The sequence below is a fragment of the Cronobacter sp. JZ38 genome, assembly GCF_008932145.1.
In the GTDB taxonomy this organism is placed as follows: Bacteria; Pseudomonadota; Gammaproteobacteria; order Enterobacterales; family Enterobacteriaceae; genus Cronobacter; species Cronobacter muytjensii.
This window is the reverse complement of the sequence record NZ_CP017662.1, coordinates 3,797,003-3,823,013: the sequence shown is the minus strand read 5'-3', so window position 1 is coordinate 3,823,013 and position 26,011 is coordinate 3,797,003. Positions and strand designations below refer to the sequence as shown.

Here is a 26,011-nt window from a genome sequence, read left to right as displayed (position 1 = left end):
TAACGCGCGGGCGCGCACCTGTGCATCGTGCCCGGCGCAGCAGAACAAAAAAAATTCTCCGCCTGGTTCGGGTCGCCAGTCGACTAAAGATTGCGCTTTCCGTATAGTGGCGGCAATTTTTTACACCTGGGAAATTATCAATGATCAGTCTGATTGCGGCCTTAGCGGTGGATCGCGTAATTGGTATGGAAAACGCCATGCCGTGGGACCTCCCTGCCGATCTCGCCTGGTTTAAACGTAACACGCTTAACAAACCGGTTATCATGGGACGTCTGACCTGGGAGTCGATCGGTCGTCCGCTGCCGGGGCGTAAAAATATCGTGCTCAGCAGCCGTCCGGGCGATGACGATCGCGTAGTGTGGGTGCGCTCTGTTGAAGAGGCATTGCAGGCCTGTGGCGATGCCGAAGAGGTGATGGTCATCGGCGGCGGCCGCGTGTATGAACAGTTCCTGCCGCGTGCGCAGCGCCTTTATCTCACCCATATCGATGCGGAAGTGGAAGGCGACACCCATTTCCCGGATTACGAGCCGGACGAGTGGCAGTCGGTGTTCAGCGAGTTTCATGACGCCGACGAGAAAAACTCACACAGCTACTGTTTCGAGATCCTTGAGCGCCGTTAATCCGCGCGTCGGCGACGGTGATGTAAAAAAAGCGGAGGCGCAGGGCGCATCCGCTTTTTTTATGGCTTTGGTTTTATTAGGGTAATGGCGGCTGGCGCTTCGCTTCCCGCCCGGGGCGTCATGGTCGTAATGTGAGCTTCAGGAGGGGGCGACCGCTAAGCGTAGCGCGCTCGCCATTCTGGCATCACGACGCGACGGCGGCTTTATCGTCGTCGCTGTCGGTCTGACGGTTGGAGTGCTGGGTAAACACGGCTTTATCCTCCCAGCGCAGGCAGGTGAGGGTGCCGCCCCAGCAGCAGCCGGTATCCAGCCCATAGATGTTTTCCGGCGTGCCTTTGCCCTCAAGCGACGCCCAGTGCCCGAACACAATCGCATATTCTTCGGCGACCGGACCGGGAATGGCGAACCAGGGCTTCAGCGGCGCGGGCGCGCTTTCCGGGCTTTCCTTGCAGTACATATCCAGCTGGCCGTTCGGAAAACAATAACGCATGCGTGTAAATGCGTTCGTGATAAAGCGCAGGCGGGCAAGGCCGGTCAGCTCCGGCGACCAGTTGTTCGGCATATCGCCATACATGGCATCGAGGAACAGCGGGTAGCTGTCGCTTGAAAGCACCGCTTCGACATCGCGGGCGCAGGCCTGGGCGGTGGCGAGATCCCACTGCGGCGTGATGCCCGCGTGGGCCATCACCAGCTTTTTCTCTTCATCCACCTGCAACAGCGGCTGACGACGCAGCCAGTTGATAAGCTCGTCGGCGTCCGGCGCTTCAAGCAGCGGCGTGACCCTGTCCTTCGGCTTATTACGGCTGATGCCCGCGAAAACCGCTAACAAATGCAGATCGTGGTTACCGAGCACCAGGCGCACGGCATCGCCGAGCGAGCGCACGTAGCGCAGCACTTCCAGCGAGCCGGGGCCGCGTGCCACCAGATCGCCGGTCAGCCATAGCGTATCTTTACCAGGGGTGAATTCAACCTGCTGTAACAGCGCGACCAGTTCATCGTAGCAACCATGAACGTCGCCAATAAGATATGTAGACATCGTATCAGTGAATGAGTGTGGGGACGGCGAGGCGGAAAACCGGGATATCAAGGCGGAAGCCGTTGCCCTGGTCATCCACCATCTCGTAATGGCCCTGCATCGTGCCGAACGGCGTTTCAATAACCGCGCCGCTGGTGTACTGGTATTCGCCGCCGGGCTGAATATGAGGCTGAACCCCGACCACGCCTTCCCCCTGGACTTCGGTCTCTTTACCGTTGCCATTGGTGATAAGCCAGTAGCGGCCCAGCAGCTGAACAGGCGTTCGCCCCAGGTTGCGGACGGTGACGGTATAGGCAAAGACGAAACGCTCATCCTCCGGAGAAGACTGGGCCTCGATATAAACGCTCTGTACCTGTACGCAAACGCGGGGTGAATCAACCATGTTTAGCTCTCCTTCGAGGGCGGATTATCAGCTAAATAGTTCGCCATCTGGCAATACTGCGCAACAGAAATATTCTCGGCGCGCATGGCCGGGTCAATGCCAAGCGACGTCAGCACTTCCGGGCTGAACACATTGCCGAGGCTGTTGCGGATGGTTTTACGACGCTGGTTAAACGCTTCGGTAGTGAGGCGGCTTAACAGACGCAGCTCTTTCACCGGATGCGGCGGCGTAGTATGAGGCACGAGACGCACCACGGCGGAATCCACTTTAGGCGGCGGCGTAAAGGCGGTCGGCGGCACTTCAAGCACCGGGATCACCTGACAGAAATATTGCGCCATCACGCTTAAGCGACCATACGCCTTACTGTTCGGGCCGGCAACCAGCCGGTTGACCACTTCTTTTTGCAGCATGAAGTGCATATCGGCAATCGCACTAGTATAGCTAAACAGGTGAAACATCAGCGGCGTGGAGATGTTGTACGGCAGATTGCCGAACACGCGCAGCGGTTGCCCCATTTTCTCAGCAAGTTCGCCGAAGTTCATGGTCATGGCATCCTGCTGATAAATGGTCAGCTTCGGGCCGAGAAACGGGTGAGTTTGCAGACGCGCGGCGAGATCGCGGTCCAGCTCGATAACGGTAAGCTGGTCGAGGCGTTCGCCTACCGGCTCGGTTAACGCCGCCAGGCCCGGGCCGATTTCAACCATCGCCTGGCCTTTCTGCGGGTTAATCGCCGATACGATACTGTCGATCACAAACTGATCGTTTAGGAAGTTTTGCCCGAAGCGTTTGCGGGCTAAATGGCCCTGATGGACTCGATTATTCATTGATTCTTACTGTTCATAACCATGCTGATGGCGAGATTAAGCGCCGTGATAAAACTGCCGACGCTGGCGTTTCCTGATCCTGCCAGTTCCAGCGCGGTGCCGTGATCGACCGACGTGCGGATAAAAGGCAGGCCGAGCGTGATGTTCACTGCGCGGCCAAATCCCTGGTATTTTAGCACGGGCAGGCCCTGATCGTGGTACATCGCCAGTACCGCATCGGCGTTTTCGAGGTATTTCGGCTGGAAAAGGGTGTCGGCCGGTAGCGGACCAGTCAGATGCATTCCGCGTGCGCGCATCTCCTCCAGCACAGGGATAATCGTGTCGATCTCTTCGGTGCCCATATGTCCGCCTTCGCCCGCGTGCGGGTTCAGGCCGCAGACCAGCACATGCGGCTGCGCAATGCCGAACTTGCTTTGCAAATCATGATGCAGCGTCGTAAGGATATGTCGCAAAAGATCGGGTGTGATGGCGTCAGCGACGGCTTTCAGCGGCAGGTGCGTGGTTACCAGCGCCACGCGCAGCGCTTCGGTGGCAAGCATCATCACTACTTTTTCACTGCCGGCGCGCGCTTCAAAAAACTCGGTATGCCCGGTAAACGGAATGCCCGCGTCGTTGATAATTCCTTTATGCACCGGCCCGGTCACCAGCGCGTCGAATTCGCCGCGAAGGCAACCATCGCAGGCGCGCGCCAGCGTTTCGACAACATAAATGCCGTTAGCTGAGGCCAGCGTACCGGGTTTGACAGGCGCCTGTAAGGTGACGGGCAGAAGAGTGAGCGTACCCGCCGCTTGAGGGAGGGCGGGAGCGTCGGAAGAGTAGGGCAACAGCGTGAGCGGTAAATCAAGCTGCGCCGCCCGCGCCGTGAGCAGCGTCGGGTCGGCGCAGACGACCAGTTGCGCAGGCCAGGCGTGCTGGGCAAGCGCAACGACCAGGTCGGGGCCAATCCCGGCGGGCTCGCCGGGCGTAATGACCACTCGTGGGGTTTTTACCATCAGTTGCTCAGGATTTTCACGTAGGCGCTGGCGCGTTGTTCCTGCATCCAGGTTGCCGCTTCTTCGGAGAATTTACGGTTAAACAGCATCCGGTAGGCGCGATCTTTCTGCGCCGCGTCGGTGCGGTCGCTCTTACGAGTATCCAGCAGTTCAATCAGATGCCAGCCGAAAGAGGAGTGCACCGGCGTGCTCATCTGCCCTTTGCTGAGGTTCATCAGCGCGTCGCGGAACGCCGGATCGTAAACATCCGCCGCCGCCCAGCCGAGATCGCCGCCCTGGTTAGCCGAACCCGGATCCTGCGAGAACTCACGTGCGGCCTGCGCAAAGGTGGTTTTACCGCTCTTAATGTCTGCCGCGATCTCTTCAAGCTTCAGGCGCGCTTGCTGATCGGTCATGATCGGCGACGGCTTCAGCAGAATGTGGCGTGCGTGGACTTCCGTCACCGATACGGTCTGAGACTGGCCGCGCAGATCGTTGACCTTAATGATATGGAAACCGACGCCGGAGCGGATCGGGCCAATCACGTCGCCTTTCTTCGCGGTGCTCAGCGCCTGGGCGAACACGGACGGCAACTCCTGGATACGTCCCCAGCCCATCTGGCCGCCTTTCAGCGCCTGCTGGTCAGCGGAATAGGTCATCGCCAGCTTGCCAAAATCGCTGCCGTTACGCGCCTGATCGATAATGGAACGCGCCTGGGTTTCCGCTTCGCTCACCTGATCGGCCGTCGGATTTTCCGGCAGCGGGATCAGAATATGGCTCAGGTTCAGCTCGGTGCTGGCGTCATTCTGGTTGCCGACCTGTTCGGCCAGCGTTTCCACTTCCTGCGGCAGGATAGTGACGCGACGACGCGCCTCGTTATTACGTACCTCAGAGATAATCATCTCTTTGCGGATCTGCGCGCGATAGGTGTTGTAGTTCAGGCCGTCATAGGCCAGACGGCTACGCATCTGATCGAGCGTCATGTTGTTTTGTTTGGCGATGTTAGCGATAGCCTGATCGAGCTGCTCATCGCTGACTTTCACGCCCATTTTCTGACCCATCTGCAATATAATCTGATCCATGATCAGACGTTCGAGGATCTGATGACGCAGCGTGCTGTCGTCCGGGAGCTGCTGGCCGGCCTGGTTTGCATTAAGCTTTACCGACTGCATAAGGCCATCAACGTCACTTTCCAGTACCACGCCGTTGTTCACGACGGCTGCAACTTTATCGACAACCTGCGGAGCAGCGAAGCTGGTATTCACCACCAGGGTGATACCGAGAAGCAGCGTTTTCCAGTTCTTCATACCTTTTCCATTTCGTTTAACCGCAAAGCGGAGAATGTGTCAAAACCTGAGCATTACATGGAGCGCTGATACGGCAGAATGTTCGAGCGCAGCATCTGCTGGGTGCCGAGACCGTAGTTGGAGCTCAGGCCGCGCAGCTCAATGTTGAAGCCAATAACTTCGTCGTATTTGCTCTTATCGATATCCCAGCCGTTGATTTTACGCTCATAACCGACGCGGATAGCATAACAGCAGGAGTTGTACTGCACGCCGAGCATCTGATCGGCGGCCTCGTTGGCATTGGTGTCGTAGTAATACGCGCCCACCACCGACCAGCGATCCACAATCGGCCAGCTTGCCGTCATGCCCACCTGATTAATACCGTCTTTATACTGCTCCGCCGTTGAATACGAAGGCAGCGTGGCCTGGATATACTCCGGGCTGGCGTAACGGTAGTTAAGCTGTACGACGCGATCGTCATCGCGACGATATTCAAGCACGCCGTTACCGGTGGCGACGTTCGCGAGACGTGCGTCATACTGCACGCCGCCGCGCAGGCCCCAGCGATCGCTGATACGCCAGTAAGTATCGCCTGCCCAGACCATTGAGCCGGTATCTTTGTTCTTCTCCCAGTTAATATCGTCATCGCCGGTACGGGACTGGGTGAAGTAGTAGATTTGACCTACAGAAACGTTAAAACGTTCAACGGACGCGTCGTCATAAACACGCGACGTGACGCCGGTCGTTACCTGATTGGCTGAGGCGATGCGGTCAAGGCCGCCGTAAGTACGGTCGCGGAACAGGCCGGAGTAGTCGGACTGCAGCAGCGAGGAGTCGTAGTTATTAATGGCGCTCTGATCGCGGTACGGCACGTAGAGGTACTGCGCACGCGGCTCCAGCGTCTGGGTAAAGCCATTGCCGATAAGACCCGCGTCGCGCTCAAAGACCATTTTGCCGTCGAGCTTAAACTGCGGCAGCACACGGTTAACCGAATCTTCCAGATTGTTAGCCGCTTCATTTTTACCGCCGCGATATTCGCGATAGCGATCCAGATTTTCCTGCTGGTAGTGGGTCGCCAGCAGTTTTGCTTCGGCATTCAGGCTGCCCCAGTCGTTATACATCGGCAGATTGATGGTCGGCTCAAGGTGCAGACGCGTCGCTTCCGGCAGGTTTTCGTTCACGTTGGTAAAGCGCACCGCCTGGGCATAAAGACGGGTGTCAAACGGGCCGACGTCGTTCTGATAGAAATTCATGTCAAGCTGCGGTTCAGCGCGATAAGAGTCCCCGCGAGAAGTGTCGAACACCTGAAACTGGAGTGTTGAGAGCGTCGCGTCGAAGTTCTCAACCGCATAGCCAACGCTGAAAAACTGCCTGGCATAGCCATCAGTACTTGAGCCGTATTTGGAGTCGAAATCATTAAAGTAGCTGGTGTCGCTAACCTTGGTGTAGTTAACGTTAAAGCGCCACACCTGATCCATCACGCCGCCATGCTGCCAGTAGAACAGCCAGCGGTGCTTGTCGCTCATCCCCGGATTTTCGTCCTGATAGACGTCATCGGACGGCAGATAGTCGAACTCCATCAGGCCTGCGCCCGCGTGGGTCAGGTAGCGGAATTCGTTCTGCCACTGCACGTTGCCGCGCTTATGGATATAGTGCGGCGTAATGGTGGCGTCGAAGTTCGGCGCGATATTCCAGTAATACGGCAATGAGAACTCGAAATAGTTAGTGGTGCTGTATTTCGCGTTCGGAATAAGAAAGCCTGAGCGACGCTTGTCGCCGACCGGCAGTTGGAGATAGGGGCTGTAGAACACCGGCACCGGGCCGAGCTTAAAGCGCGCGTTCCAGATTTCCGCCACCTGTTCTTCGCGGTCGTGGATCACTTCGCTGCCCACGACGCTCCAGGTGTCTGAGCCCGGCAGGCACGACGTAAAGGAGCCGTTTTCGAGAATGGTGTAGCGGTTTTCGCCGCGCTGTTTCATCAGATCCGCGGTGCCGCGACCCTGACGGCCCACCATCTGGTAATCGCCGTCCCAGACGTTGGTATCTTTAGTATTTAAATTTGCCCACGCTTTAGGACCTTTCAGGATGACCTGATTGTCATCATAGTGCACATTACCCAGGGCATCGACCGTGCGCACGGGCTCTGGCTGGCCTTCCGCCTGTTTCTGATGAAGCTGTACTTCATCCGCCTGCAGGCGACCATTACCTTGCTGAATATCCACATTACCGGTAAACACCGCGTCGTCCGGGTAGTTACCTTTAGCGTGATCGGCGTTAATCGTCACCGGCAGCTGGTTAGGCTCGCCCTGCACCAGGGGACGGTTGTAGGTGGGAATGCCAAGCTTACATTGAGAAGCAAGATCGGCAGCCATGCCTTGTTGGCTGTAAAGGGCTGTGCCAATCATGGTGGCCAGCAAGGTGGGAATACGTTTTTTCATACGAGTTATTCGTGGTTCCATCATCAATGGCTTCGCGTCGGCAAACGGTCAGAGACTAACTTACTCATCACTACAGCGCCAGTGTTATCCTGTCTGCTTTTCTGCCTGCCTGTTAGGCACCGCTTTGAATGGCAGGTATGATAAAGGAATTTCTGGCTGACGGCATGACGATTTGGGGAGTATATGCAGTATTGGGGAAAACTGGTTGGAGGGCTCACCGGGCTGCTGGTCGGCGGTGGAGTCTGGGGCGTCATCCTCGGCCTGGTTATCGGGCATATGATAGACAAAGCGCGCAGCCGTCGTACCGTCTGGTTCACCAGCCAGCAGGAACGCCAGTCGCTCTTCTTCGCCACCACGTTTGAGGTGATGGGGCATCTGACCAAATCGAAAGGTCGTGTCACTGAAGCCGATATTCAGGTGGCGACGCAGTTTATGGACCGCATGAACCTGCACGGGGCGTCGCGAGACGCGGCCCGCAACGCGTTTCGCGTCGGCAAGGAGCATGGTTATCCGCTGCGTGAGAAAATGCGTCAGCTGCGCAGCGTCTGTTTTGGTCGCTTCGATCTGATTCGGATGTTTCTGGAAATTCAGATCCAGACCGCGTTCGCAGACGGCTCGCTGCACCCGAAAGAGCGCGACGTGCTGTATGTGATTGGCGAAGAACTGGGCATTTCCCGCATTCAGTTCGATCAGTTCCTGCGTATGATGCAGGGCGGCGCGCAGTTCGGCGGCGGTCAGCACTCCTGGCACAACGGCAGCGGCGAGGCGCAACAGGCTCAGCGCGCGCCGACGCTGGAAGATGCCTGCAACGTGCTGGGCGTGAAAACGACTGACGACGCCACGACCATCAAGCGCGCTTACCGCAAGCTGATGAGCGAGCATCACCCTGACAAGCTGGTCGCCAAAGGGCTGCCGCCGCAGATGATGCAAATGGCGCAGCAGAAGGCGCAGGAAATTCAGAAAGCCTACGATCTGATTAAAACGGCGAAAGGGTTTCGTTAAGGCTGCATAACGCTCTGCAACCGTTGTGCCATAAAAAAAGAGACGCTATGGCGTCTCTTTTTCTTTAATTATATAACGAGCGGCTTAAAAATCCGCAGGTGCCCGGAACGTCATCGGCGAGCCGTAAGCCGGGTGGGTGATGGTGAGCTGCTCGGCGTGCAGAAGCAGCCGTGGCGCAAGCGCGAGCGCCTGCGGCGTAGCATAAAACTTATCGCCGAGGATCGGATGACCAAGCGCCATCATATGCACGCGCAGCTGATGCGAGCGTCCCGTAATCGGCTTTAGCAGCACGCGGGCGGTATTGTCGTCCGCGTATTCCAGCACCTCATACTCGGTTTGCGCCGCTTTACCGGTTTCGAAACAGACCTTTTGCTTCGGCCGGTTCGGCCAGTCGCAAATCAGCGGCAAATCCACAACCCCTTCCGCCTTCTCCGGGTGGCCCCAGACTCGCGCCACATACTGCTTTTTCGGCTCGCGCTCGCGAAACTGGCGCTTAAGTTCACGCTCCGCGGCTTTGGTCAGCGCGACCGCAATCACCCCGCTGGTGGCCATATCCAGGCGATGTACCGACTCCGCGTTCGGGAAATCGCGCTGGATACGGGTCATCACGCTGTCTTTATGCTCATCGAGCCGGCCTGGCACGGAGAGCAGACCGCTGGGTTTATTCACCACCATGATGTGCTCATCCTGATAAAGGATGAGCAGCCAGGGCTCCTGCGGCGGGTTGTAGGCGTCCAGCATGTTTCGCTCCGGTTACTGGTGAGTCACCACGATGAGACGCAGCGCATCCAGTCGCCAGCTCGCCTGGTTAAGATTCTCCAGCACCTGCTGGCGGTTAGTTTCAATCGCCGCCAGTTCGTCGTCGCGAATGTTCGGGTTCACGGCGCGCAGCGCTTCGAGACGGGAAAGCTCGGCGGAAAGTTTGTCATCGGCTTCCTGGCGCGCCGCGTCGATAAGTTCGCGCGCCGCTTTTTCTACCCGCGCTTCACCGCCCTGGATTATCGCATGCACCTCTTGCTGTACCGCATTCACCAGCTTGCTGCCGGTATGGCGGTTAACGGCGCTCAGTTGACGGTTAAAACTTTCAAACTCCACCTGGCCTGCCAGGTTATTGCCGTTTTTATCGAGCAGCATGCGCACCGGCGTCGGCGGCAGGAAGCGGTTAAGCTGCAACTGCTTCGGCGCTTTGGCTTCCACGACATAAATCAGCTCCAGCAGCAGTGTGCCGACCGGCAGCGCCTTGTTCTTCAGCAGCGAAATGGTGCAACTGCCGGTATCGCCGGAGAGGATCAGATCCAGGCCATTGCGGATAAGCGGATGCTCCCAGGTGATGAACTGCGCGTCTTCGCGAGACAACGCCACGTCGCGGTTAAAGGTAATGGTGCAGCCATCCTCCGGCAGGCCCGGGAAATCCGGCACCAGCATATGATCGGAAGGGGTCAGCACAATCATATGCTCGCCGCGGTCGTCCTGGTTAATGCCCACGATGTCGAAGAGGTTCATGGCGAAGTTCACCAGACCCGTGTCGTCATCCTGTTCGGCGATGGCGTCAGCCAGTTGCTGAGCTTTTTCGCCGCCATTGGAGTGGATCTCCAGCAGGCGGTCGCGGCCCTGTTCGAGCTGCGCTTTCAGCTCATCGTGCTGCTTGCGGCACGCCTGAATGAGGTCGTCGAAGCCGTCAGTGTTTTCCGGCGCGGCCAGATAACCAATAAGCCGTTCATAAACGCTGTCGTAAATGGCGCGGCCGGTCGGGCAGGTATGCTCAAACGCGTCCAGGCCTTCGTGATACCAGCGCACCAGCACCGACTGCGCGGTTTTTTCGAGATACGGCACGTGGATCTGGATATCGTGCGCCTGGCCGATACGGTCCAGACGGCCGATACGCTGCTCCAGCAGATCGGGGTTGAACGGCAGGTCGAACATGACCAGCTGGCTGGCGAACTGGAAGTTACGGCCTTCGGAGCCAATTTCCGAGCACAGCAGTACCTGCGCGCCGGTATCTTCTTCGGCAAACCAGGCCGCCGCGCGGTCGCGCTCGATAATCGACATGCCTTCATGGAACACGGCGGCGCGGATGCCTTCGCGCTCGCGCAGCACCTGCTCCAGCTGCAGCGCGGTGGCCGCTTTGGCGCAGATCACCAGCACTTTTTGCGAGCGATGGCTGGTGAGGTAGCCCATTAGCCACTCCACGCGCGGGTCGAAGTTCCACCAGGTGCCGCTGTCGCCTTCAAATTCCTGATAAATCTGCTCCGGGTAGAGCATATCGCGGGCGCGTTCTTCGGCAGATTTACGCGCGCCCATGATGCCAGAAACTTTAATGGCGGTCTGATACTGGGTCGGCAGCGGCAGCTTAATGGTGTGCAGCTCGCGCTGCGGGAAGCCTTTCACGCCGTTGCGGGTGTTGCGGAACAACACGCGGCTGGTGCCGTGGCGGTCCATCAGCATAGACACCAGTTCCTGACGCGCCGCCTCGGCGCCATCGCGGTCACTGTTGGCGGTTTGCAGCAGCGGCTCGATATCCTGCTCACCGATAAGCTCGCTCAAGGCGTTGAGCTGTTCATCGTTCAGATGCGTCCCCGCCAGCAGCAGCGCGACGGCGTCCGCCACCGGGCGATAGTTCTGCTGTTCTTCGACAAACTGCCCGAAATCGTGGAAACGGCTCGGGTCCAGCAGGCGCAGGCGCGCGAAGTGGCTCTCCATACCGAGCTGTTCCGGCGTCGCGGTCAGCAGCAGCACGCCCGCCACGCGTTCGGCCAGCTGTTCAATGGCCTGATACTCGCGGCTCGGCGCGTCTTCGCTCCAGACCAGATGGTGCGCTTCGTCCACCACCAGCAGATCCCACTCGGCATCGCACAAGTGCTCAAGGCGCTGCTTGTTGCGGCGCACGAAATCCAGCGAGCATATGACCAGCTGTTCGGTTTCAAAGGGGTTGTCGGACTCGTGCTGGGCTTCGGTATAGCGCTCGTCGTCAAACAGGGAGAACCGCAGGTTGAAGCGGCGCAGCATCTCCACCAGCCACTGGTGCTGGAGCGTTTCCGGCACGACAATCAGTACGCGCTCAGCGGCGCCCGCGAGCAACTGCTGGTGAATGATCATCCCGGCTTCGATGGTTTTACCGAGACCTACCTCGTCCGCCAGCAGGACGCGCGGCGCATGGCGGCGACCCACGTCGTTTGCGATATTCAACTGGTGGGGGATAAGGTTAGTACGCTGGCCGCGCAGGCCGCTCCACGGCATCCGGTACTGTTCGCTCTGGTATTTGCGGGCGCGAAAGCGCAGGGCGAAACGGTCCATGCGGTCAATCTGACCGGCGAACAGGCGGTCCTGCGGTTTGCTGAACACCAATTTGCTGTCGAGGAACACTTCACGCAGCGTGACATTTTCCTCAAGCGTATCCAGACGGGTGCCGATATAAATAAGTAAGCCGTTTTCTTCCTTTACTTCATCCACTTTCAACTGCCAGCCTTCGTGGCTGGTCACGGTATCGCCCGGGTTGAACATGACGCGGGTGACCGGGGAGTCATTTCGGGCATACAGACGATTTTCACCGGTAGCCGGGAAAAGCAGCGTCACCATGCGGGCGTCGATCGCCACTACGGTGCCCAGTCCCAGTTCGCTTTCCGTATCGCTGATCCAGCGTTGACCAAGTGTAAAAGGCATATATATCGGCTCTATTCTCTTATCAGATTTGCAGGCAATAGTATGACTCCCGCCTGCGCGCAGGCGGGGGGTCGCAATCAGGGTGATGTGAAAAGGGCGCTATGGTACTGGATGCCAGGACGTTCGTCACGTGTCAAAAAAGCCCCATCTGCCCTGTCATCAGTGTAGCAAAGTCATCTTCCATGAACGGTAAGATCCCATCCGCGACGGGCTGTAACTGCTTCGTTAAATAGTGATCGTAGTCGAGCGCGCCCTGCTGATAATCCACCGGCTCCGGGCCGTTTACCGTCCAGACATACTTAATAGTGCCGCGGTTCTGGTACTGCGCCGGACGCCCGAGGCGCGCGTTATGCTCATCGGCGAGCCTTGCTGCGCGAACATGCGGCGGCACGTTGCGCTGATATTCGCTGAGCGGGCGGCGCAGGCGCTTGCGATACACCAGTCTGTCATCCAGTTCGCCCGCCATCAGCCGGGCGATGGTGTCGCGAATGTAATCCTGATAGGGCTCGCGGCGGAAAATCCGCAGGTAGAGATCCTGCTGAAACTGCTGGGCGAGCGGCGTCCAGTCGGTACGCACCGTCTCCAGCCCCTTAAACACCATACGCTGGCTCTCGCCTTCCTGAATCAGGCCCGCGTAGCGCTTCTTGCTGCCCATCTCCGCGCCGCGGATCGTCGGCATCAGAAAACGACAGAAGTGGGTCTCAAACTCCAGCTCCAGCGCGCTCTCAAGCCCCATGCTCTCCTGCAGATGCTGTTTCCACCACGCGTTGACGTGCGTCACCAGCCGTTGACCTATGCGCGCGGCTTCCGCTTCGCTGTGCGGGCTTTTCAGCCAGACGAAGGTGGAGTCAGTGTCGCCGTAAATCACCGTGTAGCCCTGCGCTTCGATAAGCGCTTTGGTCTGACGCATGATTTCATGGCCACGCATGGTAATAGAGGACGCGAGGCGCGGGTCGAAGAAGCGGCACGCGCTGGTGCCAAGTACACCGTAAAACGCGTTCATTATGATTTTCAGCGCCTGGGAAAGCGGTTTATTGCCAAGCCGTTTGGCCTCTTCGCGCCCCTGCCAGATCTGCGTGACGATCTCCGGCAGGCAGTGCGTTTCGCGTGAAAACCAGGCGCCGATAAAGCCTTCCACGCTCTTTGTCTGATCCGGCGCGCGGAGTCCTTCCACCAGGCCGACCGGGTCGATTAAAAAGGTGCGAATAATCGACGGATAAAGGCTTTTGTAATCCAGCACCAGCACTGAGTCATACAGGCCGGGCTGCGAATCCATCACATAGCCGCCGGGGCTTGCCTGGGACGGCACCGCGCCGAGATTCGGCGCGACAAAACCCGCGCGGTGCATACGCGGAAAATAGAGGTGGCTGAACGCCGCCACCGAGCCGCCGTGCCGGTCGACTGGCAGGCCGTTGACCGTGGCGCGCTCCAGCAGGAACGGCATGATCTCCGTTTTATGGAAAATGCGCGTCACCAGCTCGCAGTCTTTCAGGTTATAGGTAGCGAGCGCGGGTTTGTTTTCGGCGAAACGGCGATCAATCTCATCCATGCGCTGCCACGGGTTGTCGATGGCTTTGCCTTCGCCAAGCAGCTCCTGCGATACCGCCTCCAGCGAAAACGACGAGAAATTCCAGAAGGCGGATTTGAGCGCTTCGATGCCGTCGATAATCAGCCGCCCGGGGGCCTGCGCGAAAAAGACGCCATTTTTAAAACCATGTTCACGCCACTCCAGATCGGTGCCGCCGCGCCCGAGTCGCAGCGGCACGCCGTAGCGCTCGGCATGTTTTTGCAGCATACGCAGATCGAACTGAATGACATTCCAGCCAATCAGCACATCCGGATCGTGCCTTGCAAACCAGGCGTTCAGTTTTTCAATCAGCTGCGGGCGGCTTGCGACATATTCCAGCTCAAAATCGAGGCCGCGGGCGTCGCCGTTCTCCGGCCCGAGCATGTACACCACGCGGGAGCCGCAGCCTTCAAGGCCGATACAGTAAAGCTCGCCGTGGCGGGTGGTTTCGATATCCAGCGACACCCATTTAAGGGCGGGCGATAGAGCGGATTGGGCTTGAGGCGCGCGTTGATGAGCCGATCGCCCTGACGCTCGCCGCTGACCCACACGGGGGCGGTGATAAAGCGCTCCATCAGAAAGCGCTCCGGCGGGCGGATATCCGCCTCGTAGACCGTCACGCCGTTTTCGCGCAGCAGCTTATCAAGACGCATCAGCTGACGGTGCGAGCGGCAATAGAGGCCGCATACCGGCTGACGCTGAAAATCTTTCAGGACGAGCGAGGCGAAGCGTGCGTCGTTCTCGTGCGCCAGCAGGCTTTCGGCGCGAGGACGCTCGGCCTCAGGAATAAACGCCACCGACTCTTGCGGCGGCAGGCAAACCCGCAGAGGCCCGGTGTCCGTCGCCAGCCAGAACTCAATCTCCGTTCCCTGCGGTGTATCCCGCCAGTGACGGCTTAAAATAAACCCCTGATGCGCTTCAGACACGCTGCGTACTCACGTAAAAAACCAGGCATGATTATAGCCTGGCTGGCGGTGTTTTGCTGGGGTTTTATACAGTTGTGCCGTTGCCCGACGGGCGACGCAGGGCCGACCAGCGCTGCGCCTGTGGGAACGGTGCTACTGCCCGTAATACGCTTTCGCGCCGTGTTTACGCAGGTAATGTTTATCCAGCAACGTCTGCTGCATCGCGGGCAGTTCGGGCGCGAGCTGGCGACAGAAGATGCCCATATAGGCGACCTCTTCCAGCACGATCGCGTTATGCACCGCGTCGACCGCATCTTTGCCCCAGGCGAAAGGCCCGTGGGAGTGCACCAGCACGCCGGGCATCTGGGCCGGGTCAATATCCTGTTCGCGGAAGGTTTCGGCTATCACCACGCCGGTTTCCCATTCATACGCGCCATTGATCTCTTCATCCGTCATTTTACGGGTGCAGGGGATCTCGCCGTAGAAGTAGTCGGCATGCGTGGTGCCGGTCGCCGGGATCGGCAAGCCCGCCTGCGCCCAGATGGTGGCGTGGCGCGAATGGGTATGCACGATGCCGCCGATGGATGGGAACTGTTGATAGAGCAGCCGGTGAGTCGGGGTATCGGAAGAGGGCTTTTTGGTGCCTTCGACAACTTCGCCGGTCTCAATACTGACCACCACCATATCCTCGGCGGTCATCACGGTGTAATCGACGCCGGAGGGTTTGATAACAAACACGCCGCGCTCGCGGTCGACGGCGCTGACGTTACCCCACGTCAGCGTCACCAGATTGTGCTTTGGCAGCGCCAGATTGGCTTCCAGTACCTGACGCTTGAGTTCTTCTAACATTGTCGTCTCCATGCCGGAGGGCGCGTCGTGTGCGGCCTGCGATATCACAGGCCGGTCAACGAGCGCCGCCGGGCAGCAGTGCGTTAACGTTTGAGGCCGTAATAGACTTCATTCCAGCGCAGCGCGTCTTTAAAGGCGGGCAGGCGGGTGTCGTTGTCGATAACGGCAAGTTCAAGGTCGTGCATTTCGGCGAACAGGCGCATGTCGTCGAGCGTCAGCGCCTGGCTGAAGACGGTGTGGTGCGCGCCGCCGGCGAGGATCCAGGCTTCTGAGGCGGTCGGCAGATCCGGCTGGGCTTTCCACAGCGCGTTGGCGACCGGCAGCTTAGGCAGGGCGTGCGGCGTTTCCACCGCGTCGACGCAGTTCACCAGCAGACGGAAGCGATCGCCCAGATCGATAAGGCTCGCGTTCACCGCCGGGCCGGTGGTGGTGGAGAAGATCAGGCGCGCCGGATCGGCTTTGCCGCCGATGCCAAGGTACTGCACGTCGAGGATCGGTTTTTCCGGCGTGGCGATGGTCGGGCAGACTTCCAGCATGTGAGAGCCCAGCACCATGTCGTTGCCGTTCTCGAAGTTGTAGGTGTAGTCCTCCATAAAGGAGGTGCCGCCTTCAAGGCCAGCGGACATCACTTTCATGATGCGCAGCAGCGCGGCGGTTTTCCAGTCGCCTTCGCCCGCAAAGCCATAGCCCTGCTGCATCAGGCGCTGAACCGCGAGGCCCGGCAGTTGCTTCAGGCCATGCAGATCTTCAAACGTGGTGGTAAAAGCGTGGAAACCACCGTCCTCCAGGAAGCGCTTCATGCCAAGCTCGATGCGCGCCGCGTCGATAACGTTCTGGCGTTTATCACCGTTGATCTGTGCGGCGGCAGTCAGGCGGTAGCTGCTTTCATATTCATCCACCAGTGCGTTGATATCGCCTTCGCTGACGTCGTTAACGATAGCCACCAGGTCACCCACGCCCCAGGTGTTCACCGAGAAGCCGAACTTGATCTGCGCCGCGACTTTATCCCCTTCGGTCACCGCGACTTCACGCATGTTGTCGCCAAAACGCGCCACTTTCAGATGGCGGGTGTCCTGTTTCGACACCGCCTGACGCATCCACGCGCCAAGACGCCCCTGAGACTGTTTATCCTGCCAGTGGCCGGTCACGACGCTGTGTTGCAGACGCATACGCGCGCCGATGAAGCCGAACTCGCGGCCGCCGTGGGCGGTCTGGTTCAGGTTCATAAAGTCCATGTCGATGCTGCCCCACGGGATCTGCGCGTTGAACTGGGTATGGAATTGCAGCAGCGGTTTGTTGAGGATGGAGAGGCCGTTGATCCACATCTTGGCTGGCGAGAAGGTGTGCAGCCACACCACCAGGCCTGCGCATTTATCGTCATAGTTAGCGTCACGACAGATGGCGGTGATTTCGTCCGGTGTGGTGCCGAGCGGCTTTAACACCAGCTTGCATGGCAGTTTCGCTTCGGCGTTCAGCGCATTCACCACCTGTTCGGCGTGCTGATTCACCTGACGCAGCGTTTCAGGGCCGTAAAGGTGCTGGCTGCCAATCACAAACCACACTTCATATTGATCGAAAATTGTCATCATCGTGTCCTTAATGTGTCAGGGCCGCCTGGTCTGCGCGCTCGGCAGACTGCGGGGTGGCGGCTGAAGGGAGATAGTGTTGTTCCGCGCTTTGCGACCATTGCTGGAAGCGGCGATAGAGTTGTTCGAAGCGTGCGGCACGCTCTGGCTGCGGCTGTAGCGTGCTCTCAATCTGGCTTGCCATCGCCTGCTGCGCCTGCGGAATGTCGGCATGCGCGCCTGCGGCGACGGCGGCGAAGATGGCCGCGCCCAGCGCACAGCACTGATCGGAGGCGATGATTTGCAGCGGGCGGTTTAGCACGTCGCAGCAGACCTGCATGATCACCGGGTTTTTACGGGCGATGCCGCCGAGCGCCATCACGTTGTTCACGGCGATCCCCTGGTCGATAAAGCACTCCTGAATGGCGCGCGCGCCGAAGGCGGTGGCGGCAATCAGCCCGCCGAACAGCAGCGGCGCGTCGGTGGCGAGGTTGAGATCGGTGATAACGCCTTTCAGGCGCTGGTTGGCGAACGGCGTGCGGCGGCCATTGAACCAGTCAAGGATCACCGGCAGATGATCGAGCGACGGATTTTTCGCCCAGGCTTCGGTCAGTTCAGGCAGCAGCTGTTTTTTGCTCGCGTCGATCTGCGGTTTCAGTTCCGGATGTTGCTGCGCCAGTTTGTCGAGCGGCCAGCCGAGCAGGCGGCCAAACCAGGCATACATATCGCCGAACGCCGACTGGCCTGCTTCCAGCCCGATGAAATCCGGCACGACGCTGCCATCTACCTGACCGCAAATGCCTTTCACGGCGCGTTCGCCGACGTCCGCTTTTTCCGCCACCAGAATGTCGCAGGTGGAGGTGCCGATAACTTTCACCAGCGTGTTCGGCTGAGCGCCTGCGCCCACTGCGCCCATATGGCAGTCAAACGCGCCGCCGGAGATAACCACGCTTTCCGGCAGGCCGAGGCGCTGCGCCCAGTCGGCGCAGAGGTTGCCCACCGGGATGTCGGCGGTGAAGGTGTCGGTAAACATCGGATAGTCGAGATGCTGGTTAATCAACGGGTCGAGCTCATCGAAGAAGCTCGCCGGCGGCAGACCGCCCCAGCTCTCGTGCCACAGCGATTTATGGCCGGCGCTGCAGCGGCCGCGGCGAATATCCGCCGGACGCGTGGTGCCGGAGAGTAAGGCGGGCACCCAGTCGCACAGCTCAATCCACGAGGCGGCGGCCTGCGCGACCGCCCGGTCCTGACGCGTCACATGCAGAATTTTGGCCCAGAACCATTCGCTGGAGTAAATACCGCCGATGTAGCGCGAGTAATCCGCTTTGCCCGGCGTATGGCACAGGCGGGTAATTTCTTCCGCTTCTTCCACCGAGGTGTGATCTTTCCAGAGCACAAACATCGCGTTGGGGTTGTCGGCAAATTCAGGGTTGAGCGCCAGCACGTTGCCGCTGGCGTCAATGGGGGCAGGGGTCGAGCCGGTACTGTCTACGCCGATGCCCACCACGGCGGCGCGCTGTTGTGGCGAGAGTTCCGCCAGCACGGTTTTCAGCGCCGCTTCCATTGATTCAATGTAATCCCGCGGGTGATGGCGGAACTGGTTGCGGGCCGCGTCGCAATAGCGCCCCTCCTGCCAGCGTGGATACCACTCAACGCTTGTGGCAAGTTCGGCGCCGGTGGCGCAATCCACCGCCAAAGCCCGAACCGAGTCGCTGCCAAAATCGAGTCCCAGCGCAATAGCCATCTTCATACTCCATGCGATAAACAAACATGGAGAGAACATTAGTTTTACCCCGTCAAAAGGGTCAGGGTGGATCCGCTGAACTTATGGATAAAAATGCTGTGAAGCGAGAATTTGTGACGCCACGCAAATATTCGATGTGGACATTTCTGCCGCGCTTATAGACACTTCGGTTATGTATTAAAAAGCCTGACAGCGACGGCAATACAGGTTATTTTCTGTAATAAAGCGGGCTTAAGCTGCGGGCGTCGCCCTGAAGCGCGCCCCCGTACCTGCCGGTTCCGGCTAAAATGACGATATGGACAAATGGTTTCTTCACTCTCGCTTCGGAGCGCCGTGAAAATGGCTGAAACGCAAAACGATCCTCTGCTGCCCGGTTACTCGTTCAACGCCCACCTGGTGGCCGGACTGACGCCGATTGAGTCCGAAAGCTATCTCGATTTCTTTATCGACCGGCCGCTCGGCATGAAAGGCTTTATTCTCAACCTGACGGTGCGCGGCGAAGGCGTGGTGAAAAATCAGGGTAAGGAATATCTCTGCCGCCCCGGCGATATGCTGCTGTTCCCGCCTGGCGAAGTGCATCACTATGGCCGCAGCCCGGAGGCGAAAGAGTGGTATCACCAGTGGGTCTACTTTCGCCCGCGCGCCTACTGGCATGAATGGCTGAACTGGCCGGCGATTTTCGGCCAGACCGGGTTTTATCGCCCGGATGAAGCGCATCACGAGCAGTTCTCGGCGCTGTTTCAGGCGATCATCGACGCCGCACAGGGGCCGGGGCGCTATGCCGAGCTGCTGGCTATCAACCTGCTGGAACAATTGCTGCTGCGCCGCGTCGAGGCTATCAGCGAATCGCTGAAGGCGCCGCTCGACAGCCGTGTGCGCGACGCCTGCCAGTACATCAGCGATCATCTGGCCGACAGCCATTTTGATATCGCAAGCGTGGCGCAGCACGTCTGTCTGTCGCCGTCGCGGCTGTCGCATCTGTTCCGCCAGCAACTGGGCGTCAGCGTGCTGAGCTGGCGCGAGGATCAGCGCATCAGCCAGGCGAAGCTGCTGCTCAGCACCACACGTATGCCGATTGCGAGCGTCGGGCGCAATGTTGGCTTTGAAGATCAGCTCTATTTCTCGCGCGTCTTTAAAAAATGTACCGGGGCGAGCCCGAGCGAATTCCGCGCCGGATGTGAGTAAGGCAGGGCGGGCGTTGTGTCATGCCTGGTAAAGTAAAGTATGGTTAAAGAAGGATGTCTTGACGCAGGACATGGCGCTCAGGAAGAATCCTCTCTTCGTCACTTTACCGGATGCGTTATGGAAGCTTTGCTGGAACACTTTATCACTCAGTCAGTGGCGTATTCGCTGATTGCCATTACGCTGGTAGCGTTCCTTGAGTCTCTGGCGCTGGTCGGGCTGCTGCTGCCCGGCACCGTGTTGATGGCCGCGCTCGGCGCGCTGATTGGCAGCGGCGAGGTGAATTTCTACGAAGCCTGGGCGGCGGGGATTATCGGCTGCCTGCTCGGCGACTGGATCTCTTTCTGGCTCGGCTGGCGCTTTAAAAAGCCCCTTCACCGCTGGTCTTTCCTGAAAAAGCATAAGGCGCTGCTCGATAAAACCGAACACGCGCTGCATCAGCACAGCCTGTTTACCATTCTCGTCGGACGATTCGTCGGGCCGACTCGCCCACTGGTGCCGATGGTGGCGGGCATGCTTGACCTGCCGGTGCGTAAATTCCTGCCGCCGAATATCCTCGGCTGCCTGCTCTGGCCGCCGTTCTACTTTCTGCCGGGCATTCTGGCGGGCGCCGCCATCGATATCCCGCCAGAGATGAAAAGCGGCGCGTTTAAATGGCTGTTAGGCGGAGTGGCGCTGCTGGTGTGGCTGGCGGCGTGGCTGCTCTGGCGCTGGTGGCGCAGCGGCAAAACCGAAGACCGCCTTACGCGCTACCTGCCGCGCGCGCGTCTGCACTGGCTGGCGCCCGGCGTGGCGGTGGCGGCGGGAGCGGCGCTGTTTGCTATCCAGAGCCATCCACTGATGCCTGTCTACCGCGCTATTCTCTGGAAAGTGGTGACCGGCGCTCAGTGAGGCGTGATGCCGAGCAGCGCCGATGCGCTGGCCTCGCCGCTCAGCAACTGCGCGGTGGGGCCGTCCCAGACGATGCGGCCTTCCACGACCACCAGACTGCGTGGCGCGATGCGCGCCGCGTCTTCCACGCTGTGCGATACCATTAAAAGCGTCGTACCTTCTTCTACGCAGAGGTGCTTAAGCAGCGTCAGCATCTCCTGACGTAGCGCCGGATCGAGCGCGGAAAACGGCTCGTCGAGCAGCAATATGGGGCGCTGGCGTACCAGGCAGCGCGCCAGCGCGGCCCGCTGGCGCTGACCGCCGGAGAGCGCCGTGGGCAGCCGCTCCAGCAGGTCGCCAATCGCCATTTTACCGGCCATCTCTTCCACCTGACGCTTCTGCTGCGCGTCCAGCCGCAGGCCGGGCGAGAGCCCGAGGCTGATGTTCTGGCGCACCGTCAGATGGTTAAACAGATTGTTTTCCTGAAACAGCATCGACACCGGGCGTTGTGACGGCGGCGTATGGGTATGATCTTCGCCCGCGAGGCGCAGCGTGCCGCTCGCGGGAGCGAGAAACCCTGCCATCAGATTGAGTAGCGTGCTTTTACCCGCGCCGCTTGGCCCCAGCACCGCTATCCGCTCGGCCTCGCGGACGTCAAGCGTAAAGCGCATCGGCAGATGGTGATACAGCCAGGTGAGATCAGTCAGTGTCAGCATGGCGCCCCGGAAGTTTTTCAATCAAGGTGAACAACAGAAAACAGAGCAGCAGCAGCAGCAACGCCGTCACCGCGCCTGCGTCGCTGCGATAAGCGCCGATCTGCTGATAGAGATAAAAGGGCAGCGTGCGGAAATCCTCATTACCGAACAGGGCCACCACGCCGAAATCGCCAATCGACAGCACGCAGGCGAAGGCCATCGCCTGCGCGAGCGGTACGCGCAACGCGCGCGCCTCTACCAGCCGCAGCCGGTTCAGCCCACGTATCTCAAGCGACGCGCAGAGCGCGCCATAACGCGCGGCGATATCGCGCATCGGGTTATCCAGCACTTTCAGGGCGTAGGGGATAGCCATCAGCGCGTTGGTGAAAATCACTATCGCGTCGGCGCGCGCTGGCAACCCGACAGTGGCGTTTAGCAGCAGGAAAAAACCGGTCGCCAGCACGATGCCCGGCATGGCGAGGATCAGCACGCCGCAAAGCTCCAGGCTCTGCCCGGCGAGACGGCGGTGTCGCAGGTAAAGCTCGCGGGTGCTCCAGAGCAGCATCATGGTCAGGATGACGCACAGCAGGCCCGCGCAAAGCGCGATGCGCAGCGATGTCCAGAGCGCGCGCCACAGCGCCGGGTCGGCCAGCGCGTGCCCCATGTCGCCGCGTAAGCCATCCACCAGCACCGCCAGCAGCGGCGGCAGCAACAGCAGCAGCGCGGCGGTAATTAATAGCGCGTCGGTCAGTTTGCTGCGCCACGAATCTTCCGGGTTGCGCCAGCCGCGCACCAGCGTCGCGCCCACCGGGATCGCTTTACTAAGACGCTGGCTCAGCAGGATCAGCGACAGGCAGCAGCCCATCTGGAGAATCGCGAGCAGCGCCGCGCGTCCCGGGTCATAGTCGTAACTCAATGCCTGGTAGATGGCGAGCTCAATGGTAGTGGCCTGCGGCCCGCCGCCGAGCGCCAGTACCGTGGCGAAGCTTGCGAAGCAGAGCATAAAAATCAGCGCCGCCACCGGCGGGATCTGGCGGCGCAGCCAGGGCCACTCCACCAGCCGGAAAAAATCCCAGCCGCGCATGCCAAGCTGGGCGGCCAGCTGGCGCTGTTCGCCGGGGATCTGCGTCAGGGTCTGGTACAGCAGGCGGGTCGCCATCGGCATATTAAAAAAGAGGTGCGCCAGCAGAATGCCCTGCAGGCCGTAGGGCGAAAAAGACCATTCGATGCCAAGCGCCGCGCAGAGCGCGGCCAGCCAGCCGCTGCGCCCGTAAACGCTGAGCAGGCCGAAAATCGCCACCAGCACGGGCAGGATAAGCGTCATGGCGCACAGGCGCAGCAGGGTTCGCCGCCCCGGAAAGCGACGGCGATAGAGGGCGCGGGCAAGAGGAATGGCGGGCACCACGGAGATCAGGGCCGAGAGAAATGCCTGCCAGAAGGAGAAGCGCACCACATGCCACAGGTAGCTGTCGTTCAGCAGGGCGCGGGCATCGGTGTGCGGCGCGTGCACCCACAGCGCCGCGAAGGCCGCCAGCGCCACCGCCGCCATCAGCAGAGCGGCGATGAGGCCCGGCCAGAGCCAGCCCGGTGTTAGCGGCTCACGGCGCGTTGCCATTCGCTCGTCCATTGGGCGCGCTGCGCGGCCACATCCTCAGCGGTGAATTGCAATGAAGTGTGCGGTTTCGTCAGCGCGTTGAAGCCCTCCGGCAGCGCGACACCCGCGACCGGATACATCCAGTTGCCGGTCGGGATCGCATTCTGGAAACCCGGTGAAACCATAAATTTAAGGAATTTTTCCGCCAGTTCCGGCTGTTTGCTGGCGGCGGTGCGCCCGGCGACTTCCACCTGCAAATAGTGGCCTTCGCTGAAATTCGCGGCGGCGTAATTATCTTTTTTCTCTTCGATAATGTGGTAGGCCGGCGAGGTGGTGTAGCTCAGTACCAGATCGCCTTCGCCTTTCAGAAACAGGCCATAGGCTTCGCTCCAGCCCTTCGTGACGGTGACGGTTTTCGCCGCGAGTTTCTGCCACGCGTCCGGTGCCTTGTCGCCGTAGACTTTCTGCATCCAGAGCAGCAGGCCAAGCCCCGGCGTGCTGGTACGCGGATCTTCATAAATAACGCGCCATTTCTGATCGCTTTCCACCAGCTCTTTCAGGCTTTTCGGCGGGTTTTTCAGCTTGTTTTTGTCATAGACAAAGGCGAACCAGCCGTAGTCGAACGGCACGAAGGTGTCGTTGTTCCAGCCGCCCGGGATGTTGACGTCACCGGCCGGAACGCCGCTTTTCGCAAACAGCCCGGTCGCGGTGGCAGCCTGGAGCAGGTTGTTGTCGAGCCCCAGCACCACATCAGCTTTGCTGTTCTTGCCTTCCATGCGCAGGCGGTTGAGCAGCGAGACGCCATCTTCCAGCGCCACGTATTTCAGCTCACAGCCGCACTCGGCTTCAAAAGCGGTTTTGATTTTCGGGCCAGGGCCCCATTCGGAGGAGAAGGAATCGTAGGTGTAGACGGTCAGTACGGGTTTGGCGAAAACCGGGACGGCGACCAGCGCCAGCAGCGGAAGCAGTTTTTTTAACACTTTGCACCTTTATCAAATGGGGGCAAAGGATTTTGAGCGGTAGCCTCAAATCCCTTCGCCGGCGTTATCCGGATCAGGTTCGACGGGTATTATCTCAGCGCGCCGGTTTTCCGGCGGCACCCCGTTGAGAACGGTCCATTGTAATGATTTGCGTAATGTTGCGAAAGGGTTACGGCTCGGGCGGCGCAAACCAGGCGGATTTAAAATCAAACCAGCCGAGCGTATTCATCCGTACGCCGCGCATGCTGCGCTGGCCCTGTAGCATCAGCCAGTGGTGGATAAGCGGTAATATGTCTTGCCGCTCCAGCATTGTCTGGCACCACTGCGGCAGATTGAGCGCGCCGGTGCGCCAGCGCTGCGCGTCGCCCTGCCAGTCGAGCGGGATACAGCGCTGGATGAGCGGCACTTCGCACAGCTGCGCGAACAGCGAGAAATCAAGCGGCAGCGTGAAATTGGCGCTGTTCAGCCACAGATCGCTGGTTATCTCTCCCTGATACCACTCCTCGTAGCTCACTTCACGCAGCTCCAGCTCAACCTGTTCCTGCGCCAGAATATCGCGCAGCAGCGCGCCGATTATCCGATTCTCGATGTGATCGCCATAAAACGTGAGCGTCAGGCGCTCCAGCCCGGCGGGCTTTTGCGCCTCCAGAATTTGCGGCGCGTGGTGCCAGCGCGGCAGCAGGCCGTAGGCCGGGAACCAGATGCGCTGATATTGCGGCGCGGCGCGATGCAGCAGGCGCGCGGGCGTGAACAGATGGCTTACCCAGCGCCGTACCTGCGGCATCGCGCCGACGCGCGAGCGGGAATCAAACAGCAGGTAGTAGCAGCCCTCTTCGAGACGGCTTTCGACGGCTTTTTCTTCCGGCTCACGTGTCGGGCCCTCAAGCTGAACGGCGCAGCTTAACTCTTCGCCGATTTCAGGCAGTACCCAAAAATTCACTTCGTCAATAAGCGCCCGGTAGCCGAAATAGTCGTCGAAGGCGTGGATTTTCAGCTGCGTACTATTATTGCGTACCACCGCGTAGGGGCCGGTACCGACCGGCTGACTGGCGAATTTCGGCAGATCCGGCCATTCGCGTGGAAGGATCATCGCCGGTACGCTGCCGAGTAGCCACGGCAGCCAGTCATCCGGCTCGCTCAGGTGAATATCAAGCGTCCAGGCGGTAGGGGAGACTATCTGACGGAGATGCGCGTAAAGCGGCAGGGCGCAGATGCGTTGCAGCGAGCTGATGACATCGAGCATGTCGAGTTCGCGGCCATGATGAAAATGAATGCCGGGGCGCAGAAAAAAACGCCAGTGAAAAGGGGAAATACGCTGCCAGTGATGAGCAATATCCGCTTCCAGTTCCCCGTTTTCCTCGTTTATGCGCGTCAGCCCGCTAAAGATTTGCCGGGCGATATGGGTCTCTGAGCGGCGCAGCGCGCTGCCGGGCAGCAGGTTTTGCAGCGGGCGGTAGTAGAGCACGCGCAGGATATGACGCCCCTGACGGAAGCTACGGCCAAGATGCGAGAGCAGCATCTGACGCACGGCGGATTTGTCGCCAACGATCTGCACCAGCTGATCGATCCGGTCCTGCTCAAGCAGATCTTCCGCCCGCTGCTGCTGAAGCGCGAGCCCGGTATAGAGAAAACGCAGCCGTGAACGCTTGCCGCGCCCGGCTTCGGCGTCCCAGGTCAGCCAGCCGCGCGCCTGCATCGCGTTCAGCAACGTCCGCATATGGCGACGCGAACAGTTCAGCAGATCCGCCAGTTCATTGAGCGTGGTTTCCTGGGGCTTGCCGTCGCAGCATTGCCACAGGCGGATGAATTGCTGTTGCAGACGACCTGAAGGCATAAAAGGG

The 26,011-nt window shown here is 59.6% G+C and carries 19 protein-coding genes, 1 pseudogene and 1 riboswitch; of the genes and pseudogenes, 4 read left to right on the top strand and 16 right to left on the bottom strand.

All coding sequences use genetic code 11. The annotated features are described in order from the left end of the window. Positions 1-140: 140 nt before the first annotated feature. Positions 141-620 carry a type 3 dihydrofolate reductase gene (folA, locus tag BJP61_RS18025; protein ID WP_004386239.1) on the top strand — a complete coding sequence of 160 codons (480 nt, stop codon included), beginning with the start codon at positions 141-143 and terminating at the stop codon, positions 618-620. A gap of 184 nt (positions 621-804) precedes the next feature. On the opposite strand, the gene apaH is transcribed toward folA, so the two are convergent. Genes apaH through lptD form a run of 6 tightly spaced genes read right to left on the bottom strand, consistent with a single transcriptional unit; the run spans position 805 to position 7,557 of the window. After that, positions 805-1,656, bottom strand: a complete 852-nt coding sequence (gene apaH, locus BJP61_RS18020) for a bis(5'-nucleosyl)-tetraphosphatase (symmetrical) ApaH (RefSeq protein WP_038864953.1) — start codon at positions 1,654-1,656, stop codon at positions 805-807. A gap of 4 nt (positions 1,657-1,660) precedes the next feature. Continuing rightward, on the bottom strand, positions 1,661-2,038 hold the full coding sequence (gene apaG / locus BJP61_RS18015) for a Co2+/Mg2+ efflux protein ApaG (RefSeq protein WP_038864952.1): 378 nt from the start codon (positions 2,036-2,038) through the stop codon (positions 1,661-1,663). 2 nt (positions 2,039-2,040) lie between these two features. Continuing rightward, a complete protein-coding gene (rsmA, locus tag BJP61_RS18010; protein ID WP_038864950.1) occupies positions 2,041-2,862 on the bottom strand; it encodes a 16S rRNA (adenine(1518)-N(6)/adenine(1519)-N(6))-dimethyltransferase RsmA in 822 nt (273 codons plus the stop codon). Further along, positions 2,859-3,854: a 4-hydroxythreonine-4-phosphate dehydrogenase PdxA gene (gene pdxA / locus BJP61_RS18005; protein WP_038864946.1), complete on the bottom strand. Its 996-nt coding sequence runs from the start codon at positions 3,852-3,854 to the stop codon at positions 2,859-2,861. The genes rsmA and pdxA overlap by 4 nt, the downstream gene beginning before the upstream one ends. After that, positions 3,854-5,140, bottom strand: coding sequence for a peptidylprolyl isomerase SurA (gene surA, locus BJP61_RS18000; RefSeq protein WP_171998910.1), 1,287 nt, complete (start codon positions 5,138-5,140; stop codon positions 3,854-3,856). Before surA ends, pdxA begins: the two co-directional genes overlap by 1 nt. A 53-nt stretch (positions 5,141-5,193) precedes the next feature. Further along, on the bottom strand, positions 5,194-7,557 hold the full coding sequence (lptD, locus tag BJP61_RS17995) for an LPS assembly protein LptD (protein WP_171998908.1): 2,364 nt from the start codon (positions 7,555-7,557) through the stop codon (positions 5,194-5,196). Between the two features lie 183 nt (positions 7,558-7,740). Between lptD and djlA the strand changes: the two genes are divergently transcribed. Then, entirely contained in the window at positions 7,741-8,559 is an 819-nt protein-coding gene (gene djlA, locus BJP61_RS17990; RefSeq protein ID WP_038864936.1) for a co-chaperone DjlA, read from the top strand. Between the two features lie 84 nt (positions 8,560-8,643). Here the strand turns inward: djlA and rluA are convergent, their stop codons facing one another. The 6 genes and pseudogenes from rluA to araB form a co-directional block, all read right to left on the bottom strand. Further along, positions 8,644-9,300 carry a bifunctional tRNA pseudouridine(32) synthase/23S rRNA pseudouridine(746) synthase RluA gene (gene rluA, locus BJP61_RS17985; protein WP_038864934.1) on the bottom strand — a complete coding sequence of 219 codons (657 nt, stop codon included), beginning with the start codon at positions 9,298-9,300 and terminating at the stop codon, positions 8,644-8,646. A gap of 12 nt (positions 9,301-9,312) precedes the next feature. Then, positions 9,313-12,219, bottom strand: coding sequence for an RNA polymerase-associated protein RapA (gene rapA, locus BJP61_RS17980; protein WP_171998907.1), 2,907 nt, complete (start codon positions 12,217-12,219; stop codon positions 9,313-9,315). A 133-nt stretch (positions 12,220-12,352) separates the two neighbouring features. After that, positions 12,353-14,712 (bottom strand): annotated as a pseudogene (polB, locus tag BJP61_RS17975) (DNA polymerase II). Positions 14,713-14,844: 132 nt separating this feature from the next. Then, positions 14,845-15,540: an L-ribulose-5-phosphate 4-epimerase gene (araD, locus tag BJP61_RS17970; protein WP_038864928.1), complete on the bottom strand. Its 696-nt coding sequence runs from the start codon at positions 15,538-15,540 to the stop codon at positions 14,845-14,847. An 83-nt stretch (positions 15,541-15,623) separates the two neighbouring features. After that, positions 15,624-17,126, bottom strand: a complete 1,503-nt coding sequence (gene araA / locus BJP61_RS17965) for an L-arabinose isomerase (RefSeq protein ID WP_038864926.1) — start codon at positions 17,124-17,126, stop codon at positions 15,624-15,626. A gap of 10 nt (positions 17,127-17,136) precedes the next feature. Beyond that, the gene (araB, locus tag BJP61_RS17960) at positions 17,137-18,849 is read right to left on the bottom strand and encodes a ribulokinase (protein WP_171998905.1); all 1,713 of its coding nucleotides are present in this window, start codon (positions 18,847-18,849) and stop codon (positions 17,137-17,139) included. Positions 18,850-19,188: 339 nt separating this feature from the next. Here araB and araC point away from each other — a divergent pair, with 339 nt between their 5' ends. Further along, positions 19,189-20,034 (top strand): arabinose operon transcriptional regulator AraC, encoded by an 846-nt coding sequence (gene araC, locus BJP61_RS17955; protein ID WP_144420909.1) that lies wholly within the window; start codon positions 19,189-19,191, stop codon positions 20,032-20,034. Between the two features lie 117 nt (positions 20,035-20,151). Beyond that, on the top strand, positions 20,152-20,922 hold the full coding sequence (locus BJP61_RS17950) for a DedA family protein (RefSeq protein WP_171998903.1): 771 nt from the start codon (positions 20,152-20,154) through the stop codon (positions 20,920-20,922). On the opposite strand, the gene thiQ is transcribed toward BJP61_RS17950, so the two are convergent. The 4 genes from thiQ to sgrR all read right to left on the bottom strand — a co-directional run bounded on the left by thiQ (position 20,916) and on the right by sgrR (position 26,004). Next, entirely contained in the window at positions 20,916-21,617 is a 702-nt protein-coding gene (gene thiQ / locus BJP61_RS17945; protein WP_171998901.1) for a thiamine ABC transporter ATP-binding protein ThiQ, read from the bottom strand. The two genes, BJP61_RS17950 and thiQ, sit on opposite strands and share 7 nt — an antisense overlap. Further along, positions 21,601-23,211, bottom strand: a complete 1,611-nt coding sequence (thiP, locus tag BJP61_RS17940; RefSeq protein WP_171998899.1) for a thiamine/thiamine pyrophosphate ABC transporter permease ThiP — start codon at positions 23,209-23,211, stop codon at positions 21,601-21,603. Before thiP ends, thiQ begins: the two co-directional genes overlap by 17 nt. Next, positions 23,187-24,170 (bottom strand): thiamine ABC transporter substrate binding subunit, encoded by a 984-nt coding sequence (thiB, locus tag BJP61_RS17935; RefSeq protein ID WP_171998897.1) that lies wholly within the window; start codon positions 24,168-24,170, stop codon positions 23,187-23,189. The genes thiP and thiB overlap by 25 nt, the downstream gene beginning before the upstream one ends. A gap of 32 nt (positions 24,171-24,202) precedes the next feature. Beyond that, a riboswitch (TPP riboswitch) is annotated at positions 24,203-24,304 on the bottom strand. A gap of 35 nt (positions 24,305-24,339) precedes the next feature. Beyond that, complete coding sequence (gene sgrR / locus BJP61_RS17930; RefSeq protein ID WP_038864911.1) at positions 24,340-26,004, bottom strand: HTH-type transcriptional regulator SgrR; 1,665 nt, start codon at positions 26,002-26,004, stop codon at positions 24,340-24,342. Positions 26,005-26,011 lie beyond the last annotated feature (7 nt).

Excerpts from the sequence above, each read along its gene's own strand:
- folA (WP_004386239.1), top strand. The coding sequence starts at position 141 with ATGATCAGTCTGATTGCGGCCTTAGCGGTGGATCGCGTAATTGGTATG.
- apaH (WP_038864953.1), bottom strand. The coding sequence starts at position 1,656 with ATGTCTACATATCTTATTGGCGACGTTCATGGTTGCTACGATGAACTG.
- apaG (WP_038864952.1), bottom strand. The coding sequence starts at position 2,038 with ATGGTTGATTCACCCCGCGTTTGCGTACAGGTACAGAGCGTTTATATC.
- rsmA (WP_038864950.1), bottom strand. The coding sequence starts at position 2,862 with ATGAATAATCGAGTCCATCAGGGCCATTTAGCCCGCAAACGCTTCGGG.
- pdxA (WP_038864946.1), bottom strand. The coding sequence starts at position 3,854 with ATGGTAAAAACCCCACGAGTGGTCATTACGCCCGGCGAGCCCGCCGGG.
- surA (WP_171998910.1), bottom strand. The coding sequence starts at position 5,140 with ATGAAGAACTGGAAAACGCTGCTTCTCGGTATCACCCTGGTGGTGAAT.
- lptD (WP_171998908.1), bottom strand. The coding sequence starts at position 7,557 with ATGAAAAAACGTATTCCCACCTTGCTGGCCACCATGATTGGCACAGCC.
- djlA (WP_038864936.1), top strand. The coding sequence starts at position 7,741 with ATGCAGTATTGGGGAAAACTGGTTGGAGGGCTCACCGGGCTGCTGGTC.
- rluA (WP_038864934.1), bottom strand. The coding sequence starts at position 9,300 with ATGCTGGACGCCTACAACCCGCCGCAGGAGCCCTGGCTGCTCATCCTT.
- rapA (WP_171998907.1), bottom strand. The coding sequence starts at position 12,219 with ATGCCTTTTACACTTGGTCAACGCTGGATCAGCGATACGGAAAGCGAA.
- araD (WP_038864928.1), bottom strand. The coding sequence starts at position 15,540 with ATGTTAGAAGAACTCAAGCGTCAGGTACTGGAAGCCAATCTGGCGCTG.
- araA (WP_038864926.1), bottom strand. The coding sequence starts at position 17,126 with ATGACAATTTTCGATCAATATGAAGTGTGGTTTGTGATTGGCAGCCAG.
- araB (WP_171998905.1), bottom strand. The coding sequence starts at position 18,849 with ATGGCTATTGCGCTGGGACTCGATTTTGGCAGCGACTCGGTTCGGGCT.
- araC (WP_144420909.1), top strand. The coding sequence starts at position 19,189 with ATGGCTGAAACGCAAAACGATCCTCTGCTGCCCGGTTACTCGTTCAAC.
- BJP61_RS17950 (WP_171998903.1), top strand. The coding sequence starts at position 20,152 with ATGGAAGCTTTGCTGGAACACTTTATCACTCAGTCAGTGGCGTATTCG.
- thiQ (WP_171998901.1), bottom strand. The coding sequence starts at position 21,617 with ATGCTGACACTGACTGATCTCACCTGGCTGTATCACCATCTGCCGATG.
- thiP (WP_171998899.1), bottom strand. The coding sequence starts at position 23,211 with ATGGCAACGCGCCGTGAGCCGCTAACACCGGGCTGGCTCTGGCCGGGC.
- sgrR (WP_038864911.1), bottom strand. The coding sequence starts at position 26,004 with ATGCCTTCAGGTCGTCTGCAACAGCAATTCATCCGCCTGTGGCAATGC.